The organism is Pseudomonas sp. CFBP 8758, assembly GCF_014841725.1.
Taxonomy (GTDB): Bacteria; Pseudomonadota; Gammaproteobacteria; order Pseudomonadales; family Pseudomonadaceae; genus Aquipseudomonas; species Aquipseudomonas baltica.
This window is the reverse complement of sequence record NZ_JACYUK010000013.1, coordinates 26,285-43,557: the sequence shown is the minus strand read 5'-3', so window position 1 is coordinate 43,557 and position 17,273 is coordinate 26,285. Positions and strand designations below refer to the sequence as shown.

At 60.5% G+C, this 17,273-nt stretch carries 18 protein-coding genes and 1 pseudogene; 7 read left to right on the top strand and 12 right to left on the bottom strand.

Going from position 1 to position 17,273, the window contains the following annotated elements:
- Positions 1–12 precede the first annotated feature (12 nt).
- From IFT75_RS20875 to IFT75_RS20830, 10 genes are all read right to left on the bottom strand, one after another.
- Entirely contained in the window at positions 13–1,590 is a 1,578-nt protein-coding gene (locus tag IFT75_RS20875) for a M48 family metallopeptidase (RefSeq protein ID WP_192056604.1), read from the bottom strand.
- An 11-nt stretch (positions 1,591–1,601) separates the two neighbouring features.
- On the bottom strand, positions 1,602–1,961 hold the full coding sequence (locus tag IFT75_RS20870; protein WP_122801319.1) for a hypothetical protein: 360 nt from the start codon (positions 1,959–1,961) through the stop codon (positions 1,602–1,604).
- Positions 1,958–3,331 carry a CHASE2 domain-containing protein gene (locus tag IFT75_RS20865; RefSeq protein ID WP_192056592.1) on the bottom strand — a complete coding sequence of 458 codons (1,374 nt, stop codon included), beginning with the start codon at positions 3,329–3,331 and terminating at the stop codon, positions 1,958–1,960. The genes IFT75_RS20870 and IFT75_RS20865 overlap by 4 nt, the downstream gene beginning before the upstream one ends.
- 203 nt (positions 3,332–3,534) lie before the next feature.
- The gene (locus tag IFT75_RS20860) at positions 3,535–3,825 is read right to left on the bottom strand and encodes a HigA family addiction module antitoxin (RefSeq protein ID WP_122480595.1); all 291 of its coding nucleotides are present in this window, start codon (positions 3,823–3,825) and stop codon (positions 3,535–3,537) included.
- Positions 3,826–3,838: 13 nt separating this feature from the next.
- Positions 3,839–4,117 carry a type II toxin-antitoxin system RelE/ParE family toxin gene (locus tag IFT75_RS20855; RefSeq protein WP_192056590.1) on the bottom strand — a complete coding sequence of 93 codons (279 nt, stop codon included), beginning with the start codon at positions 4,115–4,117 and terminating at the stop codon, positions 3,839–3,841.
- 173 nt (positions 4,118–4,290) lie between these two features.
- Complete coding sequence (locus tag IFT75_RS20850; protein WP_122480593.1) at positions 4,291–4,566, bottom strand: hypothetical protein; 276 nt, start codon at positions 4,564–4,566, stop codon at positions 4,291–4,293.
- A gap of 96 nt (positions 4,567–4,662) precedes the next feature.
- Positions 4,663–5,931, bottom strand: a complete 1,269-nt coding sequence (locus IFT75_RS20845) for an NAD(P)/FAD-dependent oxidoreductase (RefSeq protein WP_342214394.1) — start codon at positions 5,929–5,931, stop codon at positions 4,663–4,665.
- A gap of 5 nt (positions 5,932–5,936) precedes the next feature.
- Positions 5,937–6,689 (bottom strand): amino acid ABC transporter ATP-binding protein, encoded by a 753-nt coding sequence (locus IFT75_RS20840; RefSeq protein ID WP_122480591.1) that lies wholly within the window; start codon positions 6,687–6,689, stop codon positions 5,937–5,939.
- Positions 6,686–7,354, bottom strand: a complete 669-nt coding sequence (gene ehuD, locus IFT75_RS20835; RefSeq protein WP_122480590.1) for an ectoine/hydroxyectoine ABC transporter permease subunit EhuD — start codon at positions 7,352–7,354, stop codon at positions 6,686–6,688. The genes IFT75_RS20840 and ehuD overlap by 4 nt, the downstream gene beginning before the upstream one ends.
- Before the next feature lie 14 nt (positions 7,355–7,368).
- The gene (locus IFT75_RS20830; protein ID WP_122480589.1) at positions 7,369–8,133 is read right to left on the bottom strand and encodes an ABC transporter substrate-binding protein; all 765 of its coding nucleotides are present in this window, start codon (positions 8,131–8,133) and stop codon (positions 7,369–7,371) included.
- A 215-nt stretch (positions 8,134–8,348) separates the two neighbouring features.
- Here IFT75_RS20830 and IFT75_RS20825 point away from each other — a divergent pair, with 215 nt between their 5' ends.
- Positions 8,349–9,128, top strand: a complete 780-nt coding sequence (locus IFT75_RS20825) for an IclR family transcriptional regulator (protein ID WP_122480588.1) — start codon at positions 8,349–8,351, stop codon at positions 9,126–9,128.
- 117 nt (positions 9,129–9,245) lie between these two features.
- Entirely contained in the window at positions 9,246–9,701 is a 456-nt protein-coding gene (locus tag IFT75_RS20820) for a DUF2442 domain-containing protein (RefSeq protein ID WP_185794859.1), read from the top strand.
- 15 nt (positions 9,702–9,716) lie between these two features.
- Here IFT75_RS20820 and IFT75_RS20815 read toward each other — a convergent pair whose 3' ends face one another.
- The gene (locus IFT75_RS20815; RefSeq protein WP_192056586.1) at positions 9,717–10,865 is read right to left on the bottom strand and encodes a Fic family protein; all 1,149 of its coding nucleotides are present in this window, start codon (positions 10,863–10,865) and stop codon (positions 9,717–9,719) included.
- A gap of 622 nt (positions 10,866–11,487) precedes the next feature.
- Between IFT75_RS20815 and IFT75_RS20810 the strand changes: the two genes are divergently transcribed.
- The 3 genes and pseudogenes from IFT75_RS20810 to IFT75_RS21715 all read left to right on the top strand — a co-directional run bounded on the left by IFT75_RS20810 (position 11,488) and on the right by IFT75_RS21715 (position 15,660).
- A complete protein-coding gene (locus tag IFT75_RS20810) occupies positions 11,488–13,443 on the top strand; it encodes a hypothetical protein (RefSeq protein WP_192056584.1) in 1,956 nt (651 codons plus the stop codon).
- Between the two features lie 195 nt (positions 13,444–13,638).
- A pseudogene (locus tag IFT75_RS21720) lies at positions 13,639–14,793 on the top strand (FIST signal transduction protein); the annotation flags it as partial.
- Between the two features lie 159 nt (positions 14,794–14,952).
- Complete coding sequence (locus tag IFT75_RS21715; protein WP_446731086.1) at positions 14,953–15,660, top strand: methyl-accepting chemotaxis protein; 708 nt, start codon at positions 14,953–14,955, stop codon at positions 15,658–15,660.
- A 53-nt stretch (positions 15,661–15,713) separates the two neighbouring features.
- On the opposite strand, the gene IFT75_RS20800 is transcribed toward IFT75_RS21715, so the two are convergent.
- A complete protein-coding gene (locus IFT75_RS20800) occupies positions 15,714–16,568 on the bottom strand; it encodes a LysR family transcriptional regulator (RefSeq protein WP_122714447.1) in 855 nt (284 codons plus the stop codon).
- Positions 16,569–16,663: 95 nt separating this feature from the next.
- Here IFT75_RS20800 and IFT75_RS20795 point away from each other — a divergent pair, with 95 nt between their 5' ends.
- Both IFT75_RS20795 and IFT75_RS20790 read left to right on the top strand, forming a co-directional pair.
- Complete coding sequence (locus IFT75_RS20795) at positions 16,664–16,897, top strand: DUF1127 domain-containing protein (protein WP_192056581.1); 234 nt, start codon at positions 16,664–16,666, stop codon at positions 16,895–16,897.
- A gap of 82 nt (positions 16,898–16,979) precedes the next feature.
- The gene (locus tag IFT75_RS20790) at positions 16,980–17,219 is read left to right on the top strand and encodes a type II toxin-antitoxin system RelB/DinJ family antitoxin (RefSeq protein WP_122795873.1); all 240 of its coding nucleotides are present in this window, start codon (positions 16,980–16,982) and stop codon (positions 17,217–17,219) included.
- Positions 17,220–17,273 lie beyond the last annotated feature (54 nt).

Below are 17,273 nucleotides of genomic sequence, written 5' to 3'. Positions count from 1 at the left end.
ACGCGACGCGCCTCAGGCCGGTAGCAGTTTCTTGCAACCGTCCTTGCGCGTCGGGTACTGCGCGCACTTGCGTGCCAGTAGCTTGACCTGTGCGTCGTCCTTGAGCCGTTGGTTGGCGGCCAGCTTCTCGGTGATGAAAAGCTCTTCGGAGCCCAGTGTCTTTTCCGCTTGGGCGATCAGTGCCAAGGCTGCGCGTGGATCGTCGTTGCGCAGATGGTGAGCGATCATCAAGTCGTACAGCTCAGGGCTGGCCAGTGACCAGTCTTTGATCGACTGCAACTCGATCAGCGCTTCGCGGCGTTTGCCCTGCGCCATGTCGACACTGAAGGCGGCTCGGCGGATGCCGGGCTGGTCGCGTACCGCAGACGTCAGCGCCCGGTCGCTGAACAGCTGCGCTTCGCGCAGTTTCTTTTGTTCAAGTGCCACGGTCGCCGCATAGGCGTCCTTGTAGGCTTGCAGCGACGGTGCGACCGCGCCAGAGGCCCGCAATCGCTGCCAGTCATCGGCATTGACCGGCGCACGTCGTTGCCCATCGTACTGGCGTTGCAGGTACTGGCGCAGTTCGGTATCGCGGTCCAGCGGCGACATGTGCGAGCGCTGGAAATACTGGCCTGCGGCAGTGATGCCGGTGGCCAGCCCTTGATTCAAGGTAACTTCCACCTCCTTGACCAAGCGATCGACCTGCAGGTTCTGCAACGACGCCTGCATGGCTTCCTTTCGCTGCGTGGCAAAGCTGCCGAGCAAGGACTTCTGCTTGCCCTGGAAATCGCTCAGGCGCTGCAGGCTGTGGCTGGCGGCGCGCGGAGCATAGCCGGCCTTGATCATCAAGTCGGCGCCCAGCAGATCGGCCTGGTCCTCTTGGCTGCGCCCCCAGGCCGTGCTCCAGATGTTTTCCGAGAAGCTGTTCACCAAGGCCGTATACAGCACCGTATTGCCCACGGTTTTCTGCATGCCCTGCGGGTCCTTGCTGATGAACTTCAAGCTGCCCGAGCTACGGTTCACCCCGGTGTCAGCGATCATGGTCGCGAGCACCACCGAGGTTGCCACGTTGCTCAGCACAGCATTCTGCTGCTGGAACGCTGCCCGTCGATCATGATGGTGCAGCAGTACGTGGCTCATTTCGTGCCCCAGCATCGCCGCGATCTCGTCCTCGCTCTGGACGTTGTCGAGCATGCCCAAGGGGACGAACAGATTGCCGTACGGGTCGGCCGATGGCCCGAAACCGTAGCTGTCGATGACCTTCACCTGCAGAGCGGGCAACTCGCCTGGCCAACCTTTGCCGAGCCTGCCGACGATGCCTTGCAGGTACGTCTGCAAAGGTGGAATGAGCACCACATTGTGCTGGCGAATTTCCCCGGCCGGGACCGCCATGCCGTCATAGCTCAGGCGCTGTGCGCTGACCCGTTGCGGGTCGAGCCTGTAATACTGGCGTACATCCGCCGTGTCCAGATAGCGTCCTTTGACCTGGGATTGGGTAGAAGGCCCTACCAGGTTCATGAATGCAGCATCTGCGCCCTTGAGCGTGCCGCAACCACCGAGCAGCAGGCAGGCCAAGGCGCAAAGGCTGGTGTGCAAGGCCCGGTCCCTCATGATCCGGGCACTCATGGTTTGCTGCAGCCAGAACCGAAGCCGATGGTCGAGGCGTTCCGGGTGTCGGCCTTCTGGCTGATGGGCAGGCTTTCGCAAGGCGTGGTAACGATCTTGCCTTCGCTCAAACGCAGGTCCATGGTGTCCAGCCAGACTTTGCGTCCGCCAAGCTCGACCTGTACCTGATCCAGATTCGGGTGGGTGGCCAACACCTGCAACGGCGGCTTGGGTGCATCCTTCACAGGCAACCTGCCCTGAGATTTGCCATGCTCGTCGAGCAATGTCAGCGGATCGGCTTCATAGGCGTCGACGGTGGTGGCCAACACACTCGGGCTGCACAGCGCTGCCAACAGCAAAAACGTGATTCGGGTCATCCTTGAGTTCCTTCTACAAGTGAAATACGAGCGCGCCTGCGCTGGGCGAAATAACGCACGAGCGATCGCCATCGCCGCTTGGCAAACAGGCTGATCGGCGCTGAAATGATTGAAATCGACAACACGGCAATGGCCAGGACATTGGCCGGGCTGATGTTGTTTTGCCACAGTCCCCAGCACAGCACGGCCAGTGCGGCCTGTACGATGGCCCAACTGAACAGGGGGGCGCGCCACGCTTTGGCGCGACGATGGCGGCGCCGTCGATACCAGGCACGCAGACCGACGATGACGATGACGAAACCCAGTTGCACCAGGTCCAGCCAACTGATCGACAGCCAGAAATAACTGTCCGGATCGCGTTGATACGCATCGTGGTAGGTCACCAGGTTGTCCAGCGCCATGGCGTGCAGGTACACCCCTGGCAGCAGGCCGTGCACCGGCGTTTGGGTAAGGTCGCCGGCCGAGGTGATCTGAGCACCCACCAGCACCAGCTTGTCGCTGAGCAACTGCCGCAAGAGCGCACGGTCCTCGGGCGAATTGGCTTCCAGGGCGCTGGCCTTGAGGGTGAGGGTATAGGCACAAGTGGCCTGGCCACTGTCGCCGAACTTCCAGAAGATCGCCTGCCATAACTGGGCATACCAGGCGTTGCCCGCTACCGAGCATTCCGCCACCGAGGTGGCCAGCGATTGCAGGGGTGGCAGTGTCCTTCCCCAGCGCAGCGCGATGGGTGCGCGTTGCGCTGCCTGGGCTGCATCGACAGGCAGCCCGGTACATTCGCGGTCGCGACAAAACTCGCGGTACAGACCCAGCGCTGGCGTTTCGATCAGCCCCTGCGACGTCTCGACGGCCAACGGGTATCGGTCGCCGACATCGCTCCACTTCACCAGTGCACGACGGCTCATCTGGTCCAGCGCCGCCAAAGCGTTGGCCTGACCGTCGACACCGCGGGTCTCGCCGGTGTTGGCCAACAGAAGCGAGATGCCCTGTTCTCGATAGCGCTCGAAGACATTGACCAGCAGTTGGCTGCCGTTGTCGGCATCATTGAGTGAGTGGTCGTGGCTGTACATCAAGTCCACGAAGACCGCCCGTGGCTTGTAGGCCAACAGACGCCTGAACAGCTGGCTTTGCTGCGCATAGGGCAGGGGCCAGAAGGTGGCGTTGCGCATGAGGTAGGCGTCGTCGATCAGCACGACGACCACCTGCTGCTGCCCAGTGTCCGGGTAGCTGCTGGCGGCGATGCGATTGATCCACTGCGAAGACGCAGCGTCACTGGAGCTGGAAAGCCCGAAGGGGTCCAGCAGTGCGATGCAGCCTATGAACAGGCCGAGCAGCACCTGCCCCAGCCAGAATCGAAAATAGTTAGCCTTCATCCGTGGCCTGATCAGCGAATCCCTGTGTGTCGGCTTTGTAAAGGAATTGGACAGATGATGTCAAGGCGATGGCAGGCTGAGCCGCGTAGCGACGAGTACGCCACCAAGAAGTTTCGCGAGGCCAACCCAGGACCTACCATGCATTCGTCGAGGCCCTGGCTGAAGCGGCCGACTTCGTCTAGACGGAGTTGAGGGCAGAGCAGTCAAGACACGGAAGCGGCAAACGGCTCGATCAGCGGTTGCTGGCGGTGCTCTGCCTGCCATAGATCCCAGTCAGCCTGAATGGCCAGCCAGGTACGTGCTTTGCCGATTCCAGCACGCTCCAGGCGAACGGCCAGGTCCGGGCTGATGGGGGCATGACCGTGCAAGATCCGTGAAAGGGTTTCCCGGGCATAGCCCAAGCGCCGGGCGAACTCCGCGATCTTGATGTCCAGGGCCGGAAGTACATCTTCCAGCAACGCTTCGCCGGGATGAGGAGGGTTGTGCATAGGCATGGCGCAGGCATCCTTAGTGATAGTCGAGGTAATCGAGCAGTTCGACGTTGCCGTCCTCGAAGCGAAAGATCAGCCGCCAGTTGCCGCTCACCGTTACCGACCAATACGTCACGAGATCACCCTTGAGTGGATGTAGCCTCCACCCAGGCATGTCGACATCGCCAGCATCAATGGCGCGCTCCAGAATCGGCAAGATGCGAGCAAGGCGTTTGGCATGATCAGCGCAGATACCCTTGGTTGATCCGGTTTCGAAGAAAGACTTCAGGCCCTTGTGTCGAAAGCTTTTTATCATGCTTATTCCGTGATGTAAACGATCACGCTTCCTGCGTATCGGCATCTCAGAGTAACGACATTGTGAGAGGTCTTCGAACACCCGGCTGTTTCCAAATGTGGTCTGGAGCCAAGCGCCCGGTACGAAAAAGCCCCGTCCATCACTGGCGGGGCCTGGGCCGATCGCGTTGCGATTTACTTCTTCTCGGGCGCCTTGATCTCGTCCGGTACGTCCGAGGACAGCGCCTGGTGGCGGTCCTCGGTCACGCGCTTCTCACGGGCCTTGTCGTGTTCTTCGGCGGCTTCGGCTTTTTCCTCGGCGGCTTGCGCAGGCTTGCCTTCGGCTTGCTTCTGGGCGGCGGCTTCGGTGTGCTCGTTGGCTTTCTGCACATGGTCTTCGGACGTCTTGTCACAGGCCGCCAGGCCCAGGGCGGAAATCATCAGCAGAGCGAGGGAAAGTTTCTTAGGCATGGAGGTGCAACCATTGTTCGGAGTGAACCCCTTTGAAACCGGCGCACGGCGATTGGTTCACCGCCAATCCCGTGCGCGACGCTCTGCCGCAGGCGCTCAGCTCACGTTCAAACGGTCGAGCAGGCTGTACCAGGCCACGCCTGCGCCGATGTAAAAGCGTTGCAGGCCATGCATGGGCAGCTTCTGCAGAGGGCTCACCGGGTAGGCAAATTCGGCACGGCTGTCGCACAGGCTGGCAGCCAGTTGTTGCCCCAGGCTGGTACACAGGGCGATGCCGCGGCCATTGCAACCCAGTGCCAGGGTCAGGCCCGGCGCGGGTTGGTGCACGTGGGGCATGAAGTCCCGGGTGATGGCGATGCGTCCGGCCCAGCGGTACTCGAAATCCAGCTTGCCCAGCTGCGGGAAGAGCAACGCCAGCGAGCGTTCCAGATGGGCAAAATCCTGAGGTGCGTCGGGGTCGCTGAAGGTGCCGCGGCCGCCCATCAGCAACCGTCCGTGGCTGTCCTTGCGAAAGTACAGCAGCAGCCGCTGCGCCGTGGACACGGTCTCCTGCCCGGGCAGAATGCTCTGTGCCGCCGCCCCCTGCAGCGGCCGGGTCGCAACGATGAAACTGTTCGCCGCCAGGACGCTCTGTGCCATGCCCGGCCACAGGCCATCGCTGTAGCCGTTGGTGGCGAGCACCACCTGGGTTGCGTTGATCTGGGCGCCATTTGCCGTCTGCACCTGCCAGCCTGACCCCACTGGCTGCAACCCGGTCACCGGGCTCTGCCCATGGACACTGGCGCCAGCCGCTTGCGCCGCAGTGACCAGCCCGCGGGCATAGGCCAGGGGCTGGATGGCGCCGGCGCGGCCATCCAGCCAACCGCCGGCGAACGCTTGGCTGCCCATGCGCGCAGCGACCTCGCAAGCATCCAGGCGCTGCACCGGCACCCCGCGTTTCTCCCACTGCGCGGCGCGAGCGTGCAGGCCAGCCACACCCTTGTGCGAATAGGACACCTGCATCCAGCCCTTGCGCACCGCTGCACACTCGATGCCGTGGCGCTTGATCAGGTCGAACACCAGGTCGGCCGAGCGCGACACGGTGTCGATCAATGGTTCTGCGACGGCTGCGCCGTACAGCCGCACCAATTCGTCCGGGTCATGCTTCAAAGTCGGGTTGACCTGCCCGCCGTTGCGCCCCGAAGCGCCCCAGCCCGGCTCCCGCGCCTCCAGCACGCACACGCTGACGCCACGCTCGGCCAGGTGCAGCGCAGTGGACAGGCCGGTGTACCCGGCGCCGACGATCACCACATCGTACGTACCCGACTCGCGCAATGGCGGGGTGACCCGCGCAGGCGGCGCGGTCGCCGCCCACAGTGAAGGCACATCGATCATGGCTGGCTCCGGGTGCTGGTGGTCGGGTGCAAGACCCGGCGCAGGAAATCCTGGGTGCGCGGGTGCTGCGGATTGCCCAGCACCTCGTCGGCCGGTCCGGTCTCCACCAGGTAACCGCCGTGCAGGAAGCACACGCGGTCGGCGACTTCGCGGGCAAAGCCCATTTCATGAGTGACGACGATCATGGTCATGCCTTCGTCGGCCAGCGTACGCATCACCTGCAGCACATCGCCCACCAGCTCCGGGTCCAGCGCCGACGTCGGTTCATCGAACAGCATGGCCTCAGGCTTCATCGCCAGTGCGCGGGCGATGGCCACGCGCTGCTGCTGGCCACCGGACAACTGCTCCGGGTAGGCATCGGCCTTTTCCGCCAGGCCGACCTTGTCGAGCAACGCCAGTGCCTCGCTGCGCACCTGCGCGGCCGGTTCGCCCTTGACGTACAACGGCCCCTCCATCACGTTCTCCAGCACCGTGCGATGGGGGAACAGATTGAAGCGCTGGAACACCATGCCCATGCGGCTGCGCAGGGTGTGCACCGTCTTGCTGCCGCGCTGCACGGTTTCACCGAAGGCCTGGATCGAGCCACCTTCATAGGTTTCCAGCGCATTGATGCAGCGCAGCAACGTCGATTTGCCCGAACCCGACGGGCCGATCAGGCACACCACTTCGCCTTTCTGCACCTCGAGATCGACCCCGTGCAACACGCGGTGGTCGCCATAGTTCTTCTGCAACTGGCTGATCTTGATCATGCCTTCTTCCTCCGGCTCAGACGCTGCTCCATGCGCCGCAACCCGTACACCAGCGGCAGGCTCATCAGCAGGTACAGCAAGGCCACCAAGGTGTAGACGGTCATGTTCTGGAAGGTCGACGAGGCAATCAACTGGCCCTGGCGGGTCATCTCGGCCACGGTGATGGTCGACACCAGCGAGGAGTCCTTGAGCATCATCACCAACGTATTGCCGTAGGGCGGCAGCGCGATACGAAACGCCTGCGGCAGAATCACCCGGCGCATCATCATGAACGAACGCATGCCCAGCGCTTCCGACGCTTCGCGCTGGCCCTGGTCGACGGCAATGATGCCGGTCCGAAAGTTTTCCGCCTGGTACGCCGAGTAGGCGATGCCCATGCCGATCACGCCGGCCTGGAAGGCGGTCAGATGAATGCCCATCTCCGGCAGCACGAAATAGATATAGAACAGCTGCACGATGATCGGCAGCCCGCGGATCACGTTGATCACCGTGCTTGCCGCCCACGACAGCGCGCGGATCGGCGACAGCTTGAGCAGCGCCAGCACCAGCCCGAGCACGCTGCTGAGCAGAAAAGACAGCACCGTGATCTGGATGGTCACCCACGCACCCTGAAGCAGAATCGGCAGGAAGTCCTGCGCGTTCTGCAAGAATTCAGCAAGCTTCATGGTCGCTCCTCAGCCTACACGCCCCACTTCTGCACGATGCCCTGCAGCGTGCCGTTGGCCTTGATGGTGTCGATGGCCTTGTTCAGGCGCTCCAGGGTTTCGCTGTCACCCTTGCGCACCACGAAGCACACATCGCCTACTTTGGCCGGCGTGTAATCCGCAGCCAGCTTCACCCCTTTGAAGGTGTTCTGACGAATCTGGTAGGCCACGATCGGCTGGTCGGCCACGGCGGCCTTGATGCGACCCAGGGACAGGTCACGGACCATCTCGGCAATCGAATCGTAGGTGCGTACTTCCTTGAAGATGCCCATTTTGTTGACCAGGTCGTAGAAAGCGGTGCCCGCCTGGGCGCCGATCACTTCACCCTTCAACGCATTGAGGTCGGGGTAGGCGGTGTTGTCGTCGGCACTGACGATCAGGCCTTCGCCGTAGGAATAGACCGGCGTGCTGAAGTCCACCACCTTGGCGCGCTCTTCGGTTTTGAGCATGCCCGCCGAAATGAAGTCCAGCTTGCCCGACGTCAGCGACGGGATCAGCGCCGCGAAATTGGTCTGTTCCATCTGCGTGCCGAAGCCGCCCGCCTCGCCGACTGCCTTGGCGATGTCGACCATCATCCCCTGAATGCTGTTGCTCTTGATGTCCAGAAAGGTGAAGGGCGAGCCCGTGGCGGTTGCACCAACCTTGTACATCGGTGCCTCGGCAGCGTGCACCAGAGAGGCACCGAGCGTCATGCAGATACCGAGCGCGAAACGGCGAAACAGAGGGGAAAGGCTGTTCATCGGGTCACTCCAGAAGGAATCGGAAGGTGGGTACCGCCATGCGGTCCTGAGGAAGGTCGCAAGCTCTGTGCCATTCCAGGTCTTTGCTATCAATTTACGCAGCTGAAAAATCGTTAAACGGAGGTTTCGTATCGATATACGATTTTCAGGTCCGTTATTTGCTGTTGATTAGCTGTCGTCCGGGTTCAATCGCTGGTCATTTCCTTGAGGCCCTCATGTCCGAAGATCGCAACAGCCTGTTCAACCAGTCCCTGGAAAAAGGCCTGGCCGTGCTGCGTACATTCAGCGCCAAGCGCCGCAGCATGAGCCTTGCAGAGATCGCCGAAGCCGCCCACATGACCAAAAGCTCGGCCCAACGCATGGTGTTCACCCTGGAAAGCCTGGGTTACCTTCGGAAACACTCGCGCACTCGGCATTACCAGTTGACCCCACATGTGCTGGAACTGGGCTTCAGCTATCTGGACGCTCACTCGCTGATCGAGGTGGGCAACCCGTTTCTCGCCGAACTCACTCGGCTGACCGGCGAGACCGCCTGCCTGACCGAGCCCACCGGTGTGGAAATGACCTACATCGCGCGCTTCGTCAGCGCCCGCTTCGTACCCGTGCACATGCCCATCGGCAGCCGCGTGCCGATGTACTGCACCGGCTCCGGCCGTGCCTACCTCAGCGCCCTGCCACCCACCGAGGCCCTGGCCCTGGTGCAAAGCAGCGCACGCGTCGCGCACACCCCGCACACCCACACCGACGTGGACGAGATCATGGCCTCGCTGCAAACCGTGCGCGAATGCGGCTACGCGGTGAACACCCAGGAACTGTTCCTCGGCGACATGACCATCGCCGCCCCCGTCATCGGCGGCAACGGCCGCCCCGTGGCCGCCGTCCACGTGGTCGCCCCCACCAGCCGCTGGACCCGCGCCGACGCCGAAAGCCAGCTGGTGCCGGCGTTGATGCAGTGTGTGCAGGTGTTGAGCAATTCGGCGCGGAGTTTGGGGTAGGAGAAAATTGAGGCTCCAGCCTAGTATTGTGATATCGCCAAATTGGCGATACTGAACCTTATACTCATTGGATCGGGATAGTCGCGGTTTAGCTGTCTCACTGGAGGAGTGGAAGCAATGGCATCGATGAAACGCCCCCGCCTGCGGGCTGTGCAGGCACATCCAGGCGCCATACTTGATCTGACGTTTACCAGCGGTCAGCAATTGCGCCTCAACATGCATGACGATTTGAAAAGGTACCCTGGCCTGCGCTCACTGACCAAAGGCAAAGCCTTTGAAGGCGCCGTGATGGGCGACGCAGGTTGGACGGTCGAATGGCCTGCGCTCGATATTCAGATTGGCGCCGACACGCTGTTTCTGGACGCGCTGGCGCAATCGGCGCTGGACGAAAATACGCGCCTCTTCATCCAGTGGCGATTGAAGCACCGTCTTACACTGGATCAGGCTGCCGAGGCTCTAGGCGTTAGCGCTCGCAGCATCAGCCGATACAGCAGTGGCCGAGAGGCAGTGCCGCGGACCTTGGCGCTAGCGTGCCTAGGGTGGGAAACGCTGGATCATCCGGATGCGGCTTGAAGGGTAGGTCTTCTTTCAGGACTTGGGATGTTCAGCTTGTTCTAACGCGATCTCATAGCGCGTACTCCTACCCCCACCTGGCAATCGTTGCAGCAGGCCCTTTTCCAATAGATCGGCGAGATGGCGTGTGGCGGTGGCCTTGCTGACCTTCGCTACCGCTTGATACTGCGCGGCGCTGATCCCTTCTTCGAATCCCTTGGCGCCACCATCGAGCAGGCGATTGATCACTTTCAGCTGCTCCTTCGATAACGGCAGCGCACGGTGCGCCTGCCAGAAGCGCGCCTTGTTCAGCACTCGATCGATGTTCTTGATCGCTGCGGTAATTGCTGCGAGCAACGTCTGAAGAAACCACACCAGCCACGGCGTGACGTCCATGTCGGCTTTCTGCGTTTGTTCCAGAACCGAGTAGTAACCCACCCGGTTGTCCAGAATGCTGGCTGACATCGCGTAGAAACGCACCGCTTGGTGGTCACCCTGGGCAAGCGCCAGGTCGGTGAGCGCGCGGGTCAAACGACCGTTGCCGTCGTCGAAGGGGTGCAGAGTCACGAACCACAGGTGAGCGAGACCCGCGCGCAACAGGGGATCCAGCGTGGTCGACGCCACGTTGAACCAGTCAACGAACGTTTCAAGCTGCTGTTCCAGCCCGTGCCGGGATGGGGCTTCGAAGTGCACCGTTGGCCGATCCAGCCGGCCCGACACCACCTGCATTGGCTCATTGCCACGCAACTCACCCACACGCACCGGCGTGTGCAGCTGACTCGAATCGTCCGCTGGAAACAGCAGCGAATGCCACTGCAGCAAGCGCTCTACGCTCAAAGGTTCAGCGTGATTGCACGTTGCATCGACCATCAATTGCGCCAGACCCTCGCTGCGCGAAGTTCTCTGCGCCTCTTTGGGCTCGTGTACACCCAAGCGACGAGCCAGGGAAGATCGAACCGAACCGGCATTGAGTGCCTCACCCTCGATTGCCGAGGACGTGATGATGTTCTGCAGCAGCGTATCGAGCATGCCCTGTCGGCTGCTCTCATCACCAATGGCGCCAAGCCTGCCCAATAGCCGCCCTTGCTCGCTTGTACATCGACGCAGCAGGTCAGCCAGCTTGTCGGCTTGCCAGGAGAATTGCGGCCATTGAGGTTGCTGCCAGATCCACTGGGGCATGAGCATTCCTCGCCTTGATGAGCCGATTGGGGATCTTATTCGGCTCATATTGTGAGCCGAATGTTGAGTGTATTCGGCTCACGCTGGATATCAAGGACTGTTTCAAGGTGCGTAGTTTGTGATGTATTGCTGTAGTCCATAAACGATCAGTACCTTGGCAATACAGCCTTCTGTAGGTTTATTGCTGAAGTGTTGGAGTTACACGACCGCGGCGAGCGCCTACTCATAGTAAAGATAGCGAATTCAACGCGCCATTTAGAAGGATTGTGCTATTGGCTTGAAAGCTGCGGCGGGCGCTCGATGGGCTCCAGAGCACAGCCAGTATTGGTCCAATGCAGGCTGTTGAAAAGGTCGTGCAGGTTTGAGACTGTCTAGTGTCTGACCGCGAGCGCGACTCTGCTTGAAACGTCCGTTAAAGATTATCATCCCCGCCCAACCTGCAGATCCGGACAGCGGTACAAATCAAGGTGGCATACTTCTGTACCTCCCTGAAGGAGCTGCATTGAAAGCCCCCCGGACCGGTTGGCACGTCAGTCACGGGACCACCCGTATAGTGACGTTTGCACGATGAGTGATGGGTGGCGCAGCAACGGCCCTCGTGAAACGTACCGCTTGGCAATGAGAGTCTATGCACGCCGAACATGTTGATTTATCCCATCCCGTTTTCCTGCCTGTCGCCGAGGAAACCTGTTTACGTCTGCTCGCCGAAGACGGTGCTTCCCAGCTTGAATCTCTGAGCGGTCCGGAGCTGGCTGCCGTGCTCGTCATTCAAAACCTGGCACAGGCCGCTGAAAAAGACTTGAACGCCGCTGGGGCCGAAAGAATATTGGCCAAGTTGATCGGATGGGCCGTGGCCTCTCGACGACCGAGCGGCCTGTTATCCGAAGCACAACGCTTGTTCGACCAAGGCAAGCTGTATTACGGCCTTGAAGCGATCAAACCCCTGAAACTGCGCTTGCTGGAAGACGAAGAGGTCGCCGCCCAGGATTACCTCTTGCCTGGGGGGGAGTGGGATAGCAGCTTCAGTATTCGACACTACCGAGCGAACAACCCCTACCGCGAGCATGTGATTACGCCGCGGCATCGGGAGCGCTGGTTGAGCGACGCGCAAGACAACCTGCTGCGCACCTTCCGCGCCAATCTGAATGAAGATTTGCATGTGCAAGGTTATGCCGGCGTCGGGAAAAGCCATTTGCTGGGCGCACTGCTGGAGTTTCTGCGCCCCGAAACCACCCTCGTACTGGCGCGCACGAAGAGCAAGCTTGAAGTCTTGCGCAAGCACATGGGCGGAGATCGCGACAGAAAAGCCGGTTCTACCTTCCAGGGCTTTGCGCACGCACTGCTGAAGCATTCCAGGTTCAACACGGCAACGGCCCCGGCCAGATTGCCGACGAAGCAGGCACTGGCTCTGGAACTCAACATCCTGGGCCTGCGTCAGTATGACGGGCCGACTACCTTGGGCCTGTGCCTCAAAGTACTGGAAAACTACAGCGCTTCCAGAGACTACAGCTTGAGCGCTGCACATCTTCCGCATTTCCAGCAGGCATTGACCAGTGAGGATGCCAAGGTGTTGCTCGAGTATGCCAGACGCCTATGGCGGTACTTGGACTCGACCCCGGCATGGGCAGGTCATGGGTATTTCGCCACGCTGTTGATGATCAAACGTGCCAGCTTGGCGGACTGCGTGGTACCGGCACGGTTTACCCATGTGCTCATCGATGAAAGTCAGGACATTCCCGCGTCGCTATTGCAGATCATCGAGCGTGGCAAACAAGTGTTGATCACCCTTGGCGACGAGTATCAGCAGATCAAGGGTGCAACTGTGCCGCGCCGTCATGGAGTGCGTCGCAGTGATATCAGCTATTCGTTACGTTCGGGGCGCAACGTGGAGAAGTTGGTCAACCCGCTTATCTCTCGGCACTCGGCCAAGAGCAAAGTGTATTTCGAGGGGGCTCGCAACGCGGACGTACGAGTGGAACATTATCACGAGGGTTTCTTGCCACCTGAAAGCTGTGCGGTGTTGACGGCTTCGCATTGGGACACCATGAAATGGGTCATGCAGCTTCACGACGCCAACTGTGGCTTCAGCTTCCCGAACAAAAAGGCTCAGGACGACCTTCAGCACTTCATGTCCACGGCCATCGCGCTCTACAAGCCTGAATATTACAGCCTTGACCATCATGGCAAAGGCGCACACCCGGATCTTAACGAATTGCTCGACTGGGCTCAGGTGCGCGAAGCCAATCGATACGACAATTCGTTCTCATGGGTAGAAGACGCGCTGGAGAAGGGTTTCAACGTTGCAGACATGACACGGCTGAACCGCTTGCAAGGCCAGCTCGGCAGCAGTTGTGTGCTGATGATGGCCCAGGACGCTGGCGGAATGGAGTTCGATCAGGTGCTACTGACCCCCGAGCTGCTTACCACGGGGGCGTTCAAGGATGCCTACGAATTCGATGAGCGAATTTGCGCAGTGTACGTCGCAATTTCCCGCGCTCGGCACCAGCTGTACATTCCTTACGATGTGGAGGAGTGGGTTGAATACCATAAGGGCCAGGCATTTCGGCAGCTTCACGGTTATTGATGATGCATTTTGAATGCTTGCAAGAAAGCGTCCGGTCTGGCGGTTGGAACGCAGGCACACAACCCGGCAGGTCACAGTAGCCTCGATCCCCATAAACCCGACCACCTGCTTCAAGTCCCCCTTCCCAAGGCCGATAGGAGAACCAATGCAAGCCACGCCCCGCGTGCGCTGTGCCCTCTTCTAGCGAGCCCAGTGATGAACCTTTTCAAACGCTTCAACAACGCCCGCGCAAACAGCCAGGGCGCCGTGAGCCTGAGTTGCACGGCCGGTGAGCTGGACCGTGCCCTGGCCGGTTTGCGCGCGGATCCCGTGCTGGTGACAGGTTTCGTCTCGCCCCACCTGGACATCGACAAGGTCGCGGCCAGCGTCCGTCAGCGCTTTCCCAATGGCACCATCAGCCTGTGCACCACCTCGGGTGAGCTGTGCAACAGCGCTGATGGCCTGTACTGCGCCGCGGGCGAGCATTGGGACCGTATCGTCCTGCAGTGCTTCGAGCGCAGCGTGATTGCCTCGGCGGAAGTGGTCATGGTGCCGCTGGAGTGCGAAGACATTCGCAAAGGCGGCAAACGCATGGAGATGCGCGAGCGCATCGAAAAGCTGGTCAACAACATCAGGCGCGTGCAGGTCAGCACGCCCATCGACCACCGCGACACCCTCGCCTATGTGGTGTTCGACGGGCTGTCGGCGTCCGAATCGTTCTTCATGGAGGCGCTCTACGAGTCCGGTCGTTTTCCATGCCTGTTCGTCGGCGGTTCCGCCGGCGGCAAATCGGACTTCCAGAAAACCCTGATCCACGATGGCAAACGCAGCTACCAGAACCACGCCCAGATCGTTTTCCTGAAGACGGCTCCGGATATCCGGTTCGGTGTGTTCAAAAGTCAGAACTTCGAACCGGTCGGGCTGACGTTCAGCGTGCTCACCGCCTCCGTCGAAGACCGCACCATCGACCAGGTGATCGACAGCAACGGCAACATCATGAGCATGGTGCAGGCCCTGTGCAACGCATTCAAATGCGACAGCCACTCCCTGGAAAAGAACCTGGCCGAGTACTCGTTCGCCATCCGTGTCGGCAGTGAATTGTTCGTGCGCTCCATTGCCCGCATCGACCACGCCCAGCAGATCATCCAACTGTTCTGCGACGTCGCACCGGGCGAAGAGCTGGTCATGGTCAAGCGTACGCCGTTGCGTCAGGCCACGGAAAAAGACTACCGACAGTTCCTGCAAGGCAAGGGCGGCCAGCCGGTCGCCGCCATTCTCAACGACTGCATCTTGCGCAGGCTCAACAACGCCAATGACCTGGGCAGCATGCGCGGGCTCTTTGGCGATGTGCCGGTGGTGGGCTTCTCGACCTTCGGCGAAATCCTCGGCCTGAACCTCAACCAGACCCTGACCGCGATCTTCTTCTTCCACGTCGCCAAAGGCGCCTCGTTCACCGACGAATACGTGGACCGCTTCATCGCTCACTACGGCGAATTCAAAGCGTTCTTCCTGCGCCGCCAACTGAAGAAAATGGTTGGCTTGAATCACGTAGTGGTCAAACAGATCGAAGCCTTCAAACGCAACGACTTCACCAGCGCGCTCGACACCCGCGGCCTGGACAACGGCATCCTTCCCGTCTTCAAAGGCCTCGCGGCCCTCGGTCAGGTGCTCTCTGACGCAGGCGAACAACAGGAGCAGATGGCCACCCAGATCAAGCATTACTCCGGCGAACTGCACCTTTCCATGGACGACCTGGCGGCCACCATCGACCGCCAGAACACCGTGTCCAGCCAGGCCGGCAGCACCGTCGAAGACCTTGCCCGGCAGGCGGACGAAGCGGTCGTGGGCGCACGTGCGCTGGCCAGTTCGAGCCTGCAGATTCAGTCCATCGTGCAGGTGATCCAGCAGATTGCCGGGCAGACCAATTTGCTTGCGCTGAACGCTGCTATCGAAGCAGCTCGCGCTGGCGAACTGGGCAGAGGGTTTGCAGTGGTGGCCGACGAGGTGCGCAAGTTGGCGGAGATCACACGCAAGAATGCGGCGGATATCGGCGTGGATGTGGACTTGCTGTCGAGCGAAATTCAGCGGGTGGCTCAGCAGATCGAAGACCAGTCCACAGGGGTAGGCGCGTTGAGGGAGATGCTGGATACCCTGGAGGCATCGAGCCAGGCCACGGAAGGCACGGCGAGGCGGACCAAGGGGATTGCGGATACGTTGACCGGGCTGACGCGGGGGTAGGGGAGCTTTGCGCAGGTTGGGGATCGGTCATGACGTCGAGTCTGCTCCGGTACTCAAAGCCTGAACCCCTCGACGATATGCTCGGCCAACGCATCGATCATCGGCGACCGGGTATCTGGGTTGCGCAGCAGCATGATGCTCGCCAATGGCAACAAGGGCATGCCCTCGGCTTCGCCGATGATCCGCAGCCCCGGCGTGATCAGGCTCTGCAACTGTGCGGTGACCGCCAGGCCAACGCCGACCGCGGCCATTATCGCCGCGAGGCTGGGGCTGGAGTAGGCGATCCGGTACGGCTTCTGCGCGGCGTCCAGGGCATTGCACGCCCATATCCGGCAAAAACAGTCGGTATTGAACATCGCCAGTGGCACGGGCGTTTGTTCATGGAGAAAAAAGCCCTCGGCTTCGGCCCACACGAAGCGTTCCTGACGCAGCAGCTGGCCGACTTCGCGCCCGGGCTCACGGGTAACGATCGTCAGATCCAAATCCTTGCGTTGCATCAATTGCCGGGAGCTCTCGCAATGGACCTCCACCTGCACCAGCGGAAACGCCTGGGCGAAGCCGGACAAGATCCCCGGCAGAAAGCGCATGGCGTAGTCGTCCGGAGTGCCGATGCGCACGGTGCCGACCATGTGCGGCTCGCGCAGGGTGGTGAACACTTCGCTGTGCAATTTGAGAATGCGGCGCGCGTAACCCAGCAGAATCTGCCCTTCAGCCGTCAGCTTCACCTGCCGGCCATCACGTTCGAACAATTGCCGACACAGCACGTCCTCCTCGAGCCGCTTCATCTGCATGCTCACTGCCGATTGAGTGCGGTTAACCCGCTCGCCGGCCTTGGTGAAACCGCCTTCATCGGCGATGGCCACGAAAGTACGCAGGACTTCCGAGTCGATGCTCTGGTAATGGGACATTGATCAATCTCTGAGATGCACAGCATTCAAAACATTCGTTGGATTGATGTTAAGCCTGAACCGAGAATCAAGCCATCAACCCGGAGGATGAGCAGATGAAAGGTCAAACAATGAATGCCTGTGTTTCGAACGATGGCTGCACCCAGCATAAGTCGTTGGGGCCTCTAGCCAATCTCTGGAAGCGCATCACGCGCTGGTATGAACTAGCTCGGCAACGGCATCAATTGGAGCAGATGAGTGACGCCGGGCTCAAGGACCTGGGCCTGAGCCGGGCGGATATCTATAAAGAGATCGAGCGCCCGTTCTGGGACGATCCGTTCTGCAAGTGATGCAATACCCATCGGTCGTGGGTTGCTCAAACGCAGTTTTTGCTTCAATGTAATGACCAATGTCATTACAGGAGAACGTCCCATGGCTTCCATCAACATACGTATCGACGATGACCTGAAAGCGCGCGCTTACCACGAGCTGGAAAAACTCGGCGTCACCCCATCTGAGCTAATGCGCCAAACCCTGCAGTACGTGGCGGAGCGAGGTCAGCTGCCCTTCAAATCCGTCTTGGTGACCGAGGATGATGAAGCTTTGCTCGAAAAGGTGCGGGAACGGCTGGCGAATCCTCAGCGAGTCAAGGTTTCGCTAAATGACCTATAGTCTCGAGTTCGACGCTCGGGCGCTAAAGGAATGGCACAAGTTGGGATAATCCGC